Annotated in this window: 5 protein-coding genes; all 5 read left to right on the top strand. The window is 34.0% G+C overall.

Annotated elements, in window-relative coordinates; all coding sequences use genetic code 11:
* A partial coding sequence (locus U9R23_07055) for a DUF6263 family protein (protein MEA3476179.1) occupies positions 1-783 on the top strand: 783 nt, incomplete at its 5' end.
* A 113-nt stretch (positions 784-896) separates the two neighbouring features.
* Entirely contained in the window at positions 897-2,813 is a 1,917-nt protein-coding gene (locus tag U9R23_07050; protein ID MEA3476178.1) for a DUF3857 and transglutaminase domain-containing protein, read from the top strand.
* 190 nt (positions 2,814-3,003) lie between these two features.
* On the top strand, positions 3,004-4,911 hold the full coding sequence (locus tag U9R23_07045) for a DUF3857 domain-containing protein (GenBank protein MEA3476177.1): 1,908 nt from the start codon (positions 3,004-3,006) through the stop codon (positions 4,909-4,911).
* A 381-nt stretch (positions 4,912-5,292) separates the two neighbouring features.
* Positions 5,293-6,594 carry an amidohydrolase family protein gene (locus U9R23_07040; protein MEA3476176.1) on the top strand — a complete coding sequence of 434 codons (1,302 nt, stop codon included), beginning with the start codon at positions 5,293-5,295 and terminating at the stop codon, positions 6,592-6,594.
* 306 nt (positions 6,595-6,900) lie between these two features.
* Positions 6,901-10,125: a molybdopterin cofactor-binding domain-containing protein gene (locus U9R23_07035; protein MEA3476175.1), complete on the top strand. Its 3,225-nt coding sequence runs from the start codon at positions 6,901-6,903 to the stop codon at positions 10,123-10,125.
* Positions 10,126-10,131 lie beyond the last annotated feature (6 nt).

The raw sequence follows: 10,131 nt of genomic DNA, 5'->3' as shown, positions 1-10,131 counted from the left end.
GGTTGTGCAAAGAATGTAATTATAAAAAAAGGTCCAGTCTTACTAAATCAAACATTCAAAGAAGGTTTGGTTTTCAAATACAAGATAACAGAGATAATGACAAACACAATGGTGATTCAGGGCAATACGCAAGACCAAAATATTACAATGGGTTTTGACATTTCAAATGAAGTTGAAAAGGTTAAAGATGATACAGTTTTTCTAAAAACCACTATTGACAAAGCAGAAGGAACAATAAGAGTTCAGGGAGTTATGAAATCTATTCCAGATATTGATAAGCTTAATGGTAAATCTTTCAGCATAACCCTTTTAAAAAATGGTGAAATTCTAAATATAGAGGGTTATAAAGAATTAGAGTCCCAGGATACAGGCTCAGAGATTGAAAGTTATATTCGGTCACTTTACGGTTTCCTTCCAGATAAGCAAGTGAACATTGGTGATACATGGGAGCGAGATTATAAAGAAGAGGGACAATCTACCCGTTCAACATACACCTTAACAGGATTTCAGCAGGATAAAGAGGGAAAAGAAATTGCAGTTATCACAACAAAATCAGAAATATCTGTTGATAAATCTATTGACCAAAAAGGAATGAAAATTAAGACAGAAATGAGCGGAACTACAAAAGGAAAAATTATCTGCTCATTGGAAGATGGCTTTGTCTCGTCTGCTAAAATCCACGTTGCTTTGGAAGGAAAATCTTATATTGAAGGCTCTCCAATGGGTAATATGGAAGTCCCAACTTATGTTAACCAGGATGTGGAAATAAAAAGAGTAAGATAAGCCACGAACAAACACGAACTATCACTAACATTATAGAATTCATTCATTAAGTATTCATATCTGTTCGTGCAAGTTAGTGTAGTTCGTGGTAAAATAATTAAACGGAGGATGTGATGAAAAAAATATTGTTACTATTAGCAATTTCTGTATTGGCTTTAAGTTGTGCAAAACGAATTAACTATTCCTTCCTTCAAAATATAAATAAGGAAGGATATGAGACCGCCAACGCGGTTGTAGTAATTGACAGCACTGGGATAGACCTTGAACCATCTGGCAAGTATGTATCAACACAGCACAAACTTGTCAAAATCCTGACAATGAAAGGGAAAGCTTGGTATTCAGAAGCGACCTTTGGCTATTTCACCTTATATGATACAGTAATTGTAGAAATAGCAAGAGTGATTTCTCCTGATGGAAAGGTTATGAATGTTCCAAAGGAAGACATTAAAGATGTGAAAATTCCAGCTTTTGGTAAGTTTTTCCTGCCAAATGTTAGAATGAAAAAGATTATTTTTCCTAATGTTGAAGAAGGCTCGTCCGTTGAGTTTACAGTAAAAGACAAAATGCAGAGTCCACCTATGGAGGATAATTTTGATGCTTATATTCTTTTTGAAGGGAATAATCCAATAATCCGAAAAGTCTATTCAGTAGCTTCACCAATTCTTTTAAACTGGAAAGTAAAGAATGATGAAGGCCAGACAGTAAAATTTCAGAAGGGTGAAAAGAAAGATAAAATCATTTACAAATGGTCTGTTCAAAATGTTCCAGGCATAGTTAAAGAACCAATGATGCCGCCAATTCCTGATGTTTGTAAAAAACTCCTCGTTACTTCTGTTCCTTCTTGGAAGGTGTGGTCAAAGTGGTATTGGAATCTCTGCAAGGATAAGTTTGCCACAAATGATACAATGAATGCAGTAATAGACAGTTTGCTTGTTAGACAAAAAACGCGAGAGGATAGCATCAAAGCGTTGTATTACTATGTTTCCCAAAATAACAGATATGTCGGAACCAAGATGTCAGGTAAAAAAGGTGGTTACGAGCCGTTTCCAGCAACAAAGACATTTAGAGATAAATATGGTGTATGCAGAGATAAAGCTTGTCTTCTTGCAGCAATGCTAAGAAAAGCAGGATTTGATGCCTATACAGTATTAACTAACCCAATGCTAAATATTGAAAGGGATATTCCAGTTGACCAGTTCAATCACGCCATAACAGCAGTTAGAGAAAAAGATGGCAGTTTTCTATACATTGACCCGACTGCAGAAAATACAAGAGAATTCTTATTATCAATTGAACAAGAAAAGGCTGTATTAGTTTGTGACGAAGATGGTGAGGATTTGGAATATACTCCAAAAGTACCGGCAGAGAAAAACTTCTTTTCTATGGAAGCAGAAGGGCACTTAGATGAAAATGGAAATCTGAATGAAATCATGACATGGAAGTTATCAGGTCTTATGGATATGTCCTTTAGGAGTATACTTACTATGCTTCCACCCGAGCAATTGAACCAGACATTTCAATCAATAGCAGCAAGTATGGTAACAGGTGCAGTTATTGATACCTTCTATTACAGTGACCCAAAAGACCTTTATCAACCGTTAGAAATAACATTGATTTTTAGTGCTGAAAACTATGGCTTAAATTTAGGAGACACTTTTTCCTTCAAAGCTCCTCTGTCTGGCGGGGGTGCAGGTAATATATCATTTGGTGGAGGAGGAAATCCATTCGCATTAGACGAGAGAAAATATCCTCTCTATCTATATACAACCATTAAAGCGATAGCAGAAGAAAAGATTTACATTCCTGAAGGATATGATATAGAAGCACTTCCTGAAAATTTTGAAAAAAATGTGGATTTTTTCAAGGTAGAAAATAATTATGAATTCAAAGATGATTATATTTTACATTATTCCGAGTCAGTTATGAATGAATTCGTTTTTTCACCAGAACAATATAAAAGGATGAAATCCATTTTTGATGAGATGGCACAGAAGAGCGGCCAGGAAATAATTCTTAAAAAAATCCAATAGCAGATAAAAAGAGGAGTGCTGAAACGAGTTCCGACTTGTCGGAACGAACTTTCAGCGTATCAGCAAAGCGAAAAGTTCTCCGCCAGCTCCGAGACGGAGTCCCGATGGATCGGGGAGTCATTTTCGCCTCGCTTCGCCGAAGCTACGCAAAGGCAAGCACTCCAAATAAAATTAAATAAGAGGTGATATTATGAAAAAGTATATTTTGATTGTTTTTTTGTTAGCGACAATCTTCCCGAATTTATCTGAAGCGAGAGAATATCCAAATGCATCTGGCGTGGTTCTTCTTGATAGTACTACTATAACTTTAGATAAAGATATGCAGGTCACAAAGGAGAGATTTCTCCGTATAAAAATATTAGAAAAAAGAGGTAGAGGAATATTTGGTGATATAAAAGAAAGATATGATGAGAATTCTCAGGAGTTTGAGGTTTTAACAGCCCAAACAATACTCCCATCTGGAAAAATCGTGCAAGCAGAGAAAGATGCTATCTCTGATGTAAGCGCTCCAGAGGTTGGGTTCGCCACACAATATACAAATGTACTGATGAAAGTTGTCTCATTCCCAGCTCTTGAACCGGATGTTATTATAGAATATCACTACAAAGTCTCATCTAAAAAACCAATAAAGCATCCTCTTTTTGGCGATGTTTTATTTCAAGGGATAGAACCGATTAAAAAGAAAATCTTTACAATTATTCTCCCTTTGAAAGAGGAAAACAAATTTAATCAGGAATTTATTGGCAATGATATTGAGCCTATCATTAAGCAATTATCTAATGATATGGTCTCATATACATTTGCTCTAAAAGATATTCCTAAAATTAACTCAGAACCTGATATGCCGCCAATTTCTGAAATAGCCCCAAAATTGCTCTTTACTTTCTATAGTTCATGGGAAGATTTTGGCAAGTGGTATGGCGAGAAATTCTACAAATCTGCAAAAGCAAACAAGAGTATTAAAAAAGTCGTAGAAGAACTTGGAGGAGCGACAAAAGAAGAACAGATAGAAAATATCGCCCTGTTTGTGAAACAGAAGATAAGAAGTGTTTATCTCTCTTTTGGAGATAGTGGATACCAGCCTAATAAGGCAAAAGAGGTATTAGAAAATAAGTATGGCGACCCACAAGATAAAGCTGTGCTTCTGGTTACTATGCTCAAAGCCGCTGGCATAGCTGGATATCCTGTGCTTGTTAATACGCGCAAATGGGGATATTTCTCAATAGTGGGTCTTAGTCGTTCTATATTACTGGATATGGATAATTCTCTTCCGGTGCCATCGCAATTCAACAGCATTATGGTTGCCATAGAACACAATGGAGATATCCAATTCGTCTCACCAATGACTCAGTTTAATAGATATGGCTGGATTCCCAATTCATATCAAGGTAAAGAAGGGCTGATTATAAAAGAGGACAAAGCAAAGTTTGTAGAGATTCCTGTTCTGGATGAGAAGGAGAGCAAAGCTCAAGTTACTTTAAATGCTGAAATTAACGAGCACGGAAATCTAAAAGGTGTATTTGAACTTAAAACAACAGGTTATTGTGACTTTCATGTGAAAAATCAACTCAAGCATAAGAATAAAGATGAGCAGGATATTTTCTTTGAAGGTGTCGTAAACAATATAAGAGGTGGTTCAAAACTTATTTCTTATGATTTTACAAATCCAGAGGACTTGAGTTCAGATATGACTGTAAAGCTAATATTTGAATCTCCACACTATGCTACTTTTCAGGGCGATAAAGTTCGCTTTAAAATTCCTCAATTATCCATCTATGGTGCTAATATAGGAAATTTTTCGTCTATAAGGAAAAGAGATTATGACCTTGAACTTTACTCAAAGAGAATATATTCCTATTCTGCAAAAATAGAAATTCCAGAAGTATTAAAAATAGAGTATTTACCGAATTCTGTGTCAAAAGATAATGAATATGCAGAGTTTGAGATTGAATCAAGGAAGGCAAATAATAAAATCACCTATAGTTCAAATTTTATCATCAAAAATAAAAAGGTGAGTGCTTCTGAATATAAAAATTTTAAGAAATTGCAGGATGATTATTTTAATAGAAATAATTGGATGATAATTCTTACAAAATAAGTTTTTTATTATATTTTGAATTCCAAGTAACAATCAGAAGAAAAATTATAGGGTAGATGAAAGGTTAGCCTTCATCTAAGTGATTTACAATCTTTCGGGATGATGATATCCATCCCTATAGCCAAAATTGTCATTCTGAGGCATGTCTCCATTCTTTTTGGATGGCTTGACATGGGAATCCAAAATGTTCCATAATACCTTTATTATGGATTTCCGCTGGAGTTTACTCGAGTTGATTGAGTGCAGGAGTCCCACTCTTACCTCATCGCGGACATAAAAAACTAAAGTCAAGGCTCAAAACACTTTTGAATTAATTATTAAATTGACTATAATTTATAAAGTAACAATTTTTGTAATCAACTTTTCTATTGGAGAATTGATATGAATATTGAGATAAAAAATGGTTATCTTATTTTCCCACAGGAAGATAGAATTTTAGTTGATAAAAAGAATATTTACATCAAAAATGGCATAGTAAAATATAATAAAACATTTCATAAAATAGATAGAGTAATAGATGTCAAAAATAGAGTAATACTTCCCGGATTAGTTAATGCACATCATCACATTTATTCCTGCCTATCAAAAGGGATACCAGCAAAGACTCCATTCAAGGATTTTATCGGAATACTTTCAAATCTCTGGTGGAAATTGGATAAAGCTTTACTTGAAGACGATGTTAGACTTTCTGCAATTCTTACTTTGCAGGACTGCTTGCGAAATGGAGTAACAACCGTTTTTGACCATCATATTTCTGCAAACTATATTGAGGGCTCTCTTGATACAATGGCTGAAGTTTTTGAAAATTTTGGACTGAATGGTGTCCTTTGCTTCGAAATTTCCAATAGAAACGGGAATGAGGTTTTTCAAAAGTCATTGAAAGAGAATATTCGTTTTATTAAGAAAAAGAAACCGAATTCTATAAAGGGAATGGTTGGACTTCACGCTTCATTTACACTTGACAATGAAAATCTAAAAGTAATAAGCCAAAAAACAGAAGACTTCCCGATACATATTCATATTGCTGAAGGCAAGGTTGATGAAATGGACTGCCAAAAAAAATATAAAAAATCAATTCTTGAAAGATTAGAAAGCTTCGGCTTGCTTCGTTCAAATTCACTACTCGTTCATTGCAGTAATTTAATTGATAAAGAAATAAGTATTCTTCAAAATAGAAATATTTATTTAGTTCAAGCTGTTGATTCTAATATGAATAACGCACTTAATGTTGCAAATATTTCAAAACTTATAAATGCAGGACTGCCAGTTACGGTTGGAACTGATGGGATGAGTTCCAATATTTTGAAATTTTACAAAAACTCATTCCTATTTACAAAATATCAAAATCAAGATCCTGATATTGGTTTTTCTGAAATGGAAGCAATGTTTTTGAATTCATACAAGTTGAAGAAGGCTTACGGACTTCCTGTCGGAATTCTGGAGAATGAACCTGCAGATATTGCTGTTTTTGATTATAAACCTGCAACTCCATTTAATGAAGATACTTTTCTCAGCCATTTTATTTATGGAATAACCGAATCTCAAGCCCGTTGGGTAATAAAAGGAGATAATATACTTTTAGATAATTTTAGATTAAAATCAATTGATAAATATGATGAAATTATTAGTCATTCTATAGAAATTTCAAAAAAAATGTTTGGAAGATTTAAAGGATTGGATTAGCATTTAGCTACTTAGTGATTGAACGAAAGCTAAATAAAATTAGCATAAAATGATAAATTTAGTATATTTTGTATTTTTTACCTCAATCCCTAACCCCTTCTCCTATAATGAGAAGGGGAACTTTCCGGCTTCCTCGCCTTGAAAAGGAGAGGGTTGGAGTGAGGATAAAAAATAGACTTTTTGTTCAGGCAGTCCATATTCATTTTGGCTTATCAAATTTTTTATATAAAATAAGCCACTTTATGAATAAAAAATTAATAAAATAAAACCTTTGTGACTTTGTGCCTTTGTGGTAGGAAGGAAGATATGAATCAAATAATTGGCAAAAAGGTTATTCGCGTTGATGGTTACGAGAAGGTTACAGGAAAAGCACTTTTTGGAGATGATATAAGATTTCCAGATATGCTTTATGCTGCTTGTAAATATACGGATATTCCAGCTGGGAAAATCGTAAAAATTGATTTATCAAAAGCAGAAAAATTGGATGGAGTCGCAGCAATCGCACTTTATAAGGATATTCCAGGACAAAAAAGAATAGGTCCTATCCGTGCCGACCAATATCCTATCGTAAATGATGAGGTGTTTTACATTGGTGATATTATCGCAGTTGTTGCTGCAAAATCAAAAAAAATTGCATATAATGCTGTTGATGAAATTAAGGTTGAATACAAACCTGTTGAAGGAGTTTTTGATATTCAGGAAGCAATTAAAACAGATTCAAGATTGGTTCATCCTGAATTTAAAAGTAATGTTGTAATTCACTATCCGCTTCGCAAAGGCAATGTAGAAAAAGGCTTTGCAAAGTCTGATTATATTGTTGAGAGAGAATATAAAACTGATTTTTGTGAGCATGCTTATATTGAGCCAGAAACTGTAACTGCTGTCCCGGACCCAACATCAAAAGGGCTTAAAATTTATGGTTCAATTCAAAATCCATATACAACAAGAAAAATTGTAGCGAAATTTATGAGATTAAAACTTAATCAGGTGAATGTGATGAGTTCCTCTCTTGGCGGTTCTTTTGGCGGGAAAGATGATGTTATCAATGCTATGGCTTGTAGAGTTGCTTTATTGGCAAAAACTACAGGAAAGCCAGTTAGGCTTACAAACACAAGAGAAAGTTCAATTATAGAGAGTTACAAACGGCATCCATATATAATGAAATATAAAGTGGGTTTTAATAAAGATGGCAAACTTAATGCAATGAAGATAGATATTCTTGCTGATAGTGGAGCTTATTCTTCACAAAGCTTTTTTGTTACATGGCGTTCTGTAGTTCAAGCTACAGGACCTTATGAGATTGAAAATGTAGAAACAAACATCCGAGCAGTTTACACTAACAATTCTTATACTGCTGCTTTCCGTGGCTTTGGTTCTCCACAAATTGTTTTTGCTCAAGAATCTTTAATGGATGAAATTGCAGAAGCTTGTGGAATAACGCCACTAAAAATAAGACAAATTAATGGATATAAACAAGGGAGTATTACAGCCAGTGGACAGAAACTTTCCGAGCATAAAGTTTCACTTTTACAGGTAATTGGTGAAGCAGTAAAAAAGAGCAATTATAAGGAAAGAATTGTTGAACATAAAAGGCAAAATCAAATTGGCGAACGATTCAAATATGGGATAGGACTATCTTGCAGTTTTAGAGGATGCTCACTTGGAGCTGAAGGAACTGATGCATCTTCTGCAATCGTCTCGGTTCAGGCAGATGGAAGTGTATATATCCTTGCAGGATGTAATGAAAATGGGCAAGGATTACGCACTGCATATTCTCAGATTACTGCAGAAATACTTGGCATTAGTCTTGATAAAATTGTTTTCCTCAACCCGCAAACAGCCACTATTACAGATGGAGGACCAACAGTTGCATCAAGGGGAACCTTGATGGGCGGCAATGCCGTTGTTGAAGCAACCAATATTGTTAAAGAAAGAATATTTAATGTAATTAAAAATGATCTGAAGGTAGATAATATCAAAGAAACTGAATGGAGGGATGGATATATATATCGCAAAAATTCAATTGCTGGCATAGTGCCAATTCCATTTAATAAAGCAGCAGAAAAGGCATATTTTGAAGGCGTGAATCTCTCTGCTTATGGCTGGTTCAAAGCACCGGATGTTAGTTGGAATGGTAAATCAGGTCAGGGGAATGCCTATTTTACCTATGTCTATGGATGCCAAATTGCAGAAATTAAAGTGGATACACATACAGGTAAAATAGATGTTCTGAAAATAACAGCAGCCCACGATGTTGGAAAAGTAATAAATAGACTTGGAGCAGAAGGACAAGTTTATGGAGGAGTTGCCCAAGGTATTGGATACGGAATTTTTGAGAATTTTAATATTCAAAATGGAATTGTGAAATCAGAAAATTTTGATGAATATTTAATCCCCACTATAAAAGATATTCACAAAATTGACCCGATTTTAATTGAGAATCCGGATAAATTCGGACCTTTTGGTGCAAAAAGTATTGGTGAACCAACATTAGAATTAACAGCACCGGCAATTAATAATGCATTATCATTTGCTCTGGGTAAAAGGTCTTATGAAATTCCTCTTACTCTTGAAAAAGTATTTCTGGGAAAAAACTTAAAAAAGCCAAGCCGCCAAAGTGAAGAAAAATTCCATAAAGCTAATGAAAAAAAGACTATTCCGTATCTATCTAAAATAGTAACTGTTACACCAACAAGTTTAAACGAAGCTCTTAATTTATTATCAAAGGATAATTATAAAATTCTTGCAGCAGGAACAGATGTAATTATTCAACTACGAAAAGAAACAAATCCACAAACATTATTGAATATATACTTCTTACCTGAATTAAAAGGAATCAAAGAAGATGATGATGGAGTTCAGATTGGAAGCACGGTTACATTTACAGAAATAATTGAGAATCAGATAATTCAAAAGAATTATCCAATTCTAATTGAAGCCTGTTCCAAAATCGGTTCAAAACAGATTAGAAATCGTGCCACTATTGGTGGAAATATTGTAAATGCAGCATCCTGTGCAGATTCTATTCCCCCTTTAATTATTTACGATGGAATACTTATTTTACAAAGTAAAAGTAAAAATAGGAAGGTTCCAGTTAAAGATTTCATTATAAAAAATTATGAAACTCTGATAAAAAAGGATGAACTTCTTACAGCAATTACTTTGCCTAAATCATTCAACAAGAAATATTATTACAGATATAATAAATTGGGTAGACGGAATGCTTTGAATATTTCCAGAATAACACTTGCGGTAATGATAAGTTTCGCAAAAAATGCTAATATTGATGAATGCCGTATTGCCACAGGTTCCCTTTTTGAGAAACCAAATAGGTTGGGTGATATTGAAAATCTTTTATGTGGCAAAGTATTAAATGATGAAGTAATCAAATCTATTGAAAAACCTTTGCATAAAATAATTTATGATTCAATAGGAAATCGCTGGTCAGGAAAATATAAAATTCCTGTTTTTATTAATATGTTTGTTGATGCATTAAAGGATATAGCAACTGATAATCGCAGAAAAATGTAAGCCACT

This window comes from Candidatus Cloacimonadota bacterium (assembly GCA_034722995.1).
In the GTDB taxonomy this organism is placed as follows: Bacteria; Cloacimonadota; Cloacimonadia; order JGIOTU-2; family JGIOTU-2; genus JAGMCF01.
This window is presented reverse-complemented; position numbering and strand designations above follow the sequence as displayed.

What these genes read in the sequence shown, in the direction of transcription:
- U9R23_07045 (MEA3476177.1), top strand. Translation starts at nt 3,004, where the DNA reads ATGAAAAAGTATATTTTGATTGTTTTTTTGTTAGCGACAATCTTCCCG.
- U9R23_07050 (MEA3476178.1), top strand. Translation starts at nt 897, where the DNA reads ATGAAAAAAATATTGTTACTATTAGCAATTTCTGTATTGGCTTTAAGT.
- U9R23_07035 (MEA3476175.1), top strand. Translation starts at nt 6,901, where the DNA reads ATGAATCAAATAATTGGCAAAAAGGTTATTCGCGTTGATGGTTACGAG.
- U9R23_07040 (MEA3476176.1), top strand. Translation starts at nt 5,293, where the DNA reads ATGAATATTGAGATAAAAAATGGTTATCTTATTTTCCCACAGGAAGAT.